Below are 355 nucleotides of genomic sequence, written 5' to 3'. Positions count from 1 at the left end.
CGCCTGGGTCTCACGCGCAAGCCCTGGGTCAAATCCTCGCTGGCGCCGGGCTCCAAGGCCGTGGAGCTGTACCTGAAGGAGGCCGGGCTGCTCACCGAGCTGGAGCAGCTGGGCTTTGGCATCGTCGCCTTTGCCTGCACCACCTGCAACGGCATGAGCGGCGCGCTGGACCCCAGGATCCAGCAGGAAATCGTCGAGCGCGACCTCTACGCCACGGCCGTGCTCTCGGGCAATCGCAACTTCGACGGGCGCATCCATCCCCAGGCCAAACAAGCCTTCCTGGCCTCGCCGCCGCTGGTCGTGGCCTATGCGCTGGCGGGCACGGTGCGCTTCGACATCGAGCAGGACGTGCTGG

1 protein-coding gene is annotated in these 355 nt (G+C 67.9%); it reads left to right on the top strand.

Features of this window, described 5'->3' with window-relative positions:
* Positions 1-355: aconitase family protein (locus tag ACM14_RS30265; protein ID WP_254662173.1), on the top strand; the 355-nt coding region annotated here is incomplete at both ends.

It is taken from the genome of Delftia sp. JD2, assembly GCF_001682645.1.
GTDB lineage: Bacteria > Pseudomonadota > Gammaproteobacteria > Burkholderiales > Burkholderiaceae_C > Comamonas > Comamonas acidovorans.
This window is presented reverse-complemented; position numbering and strand designations above follow the sequence as displayed.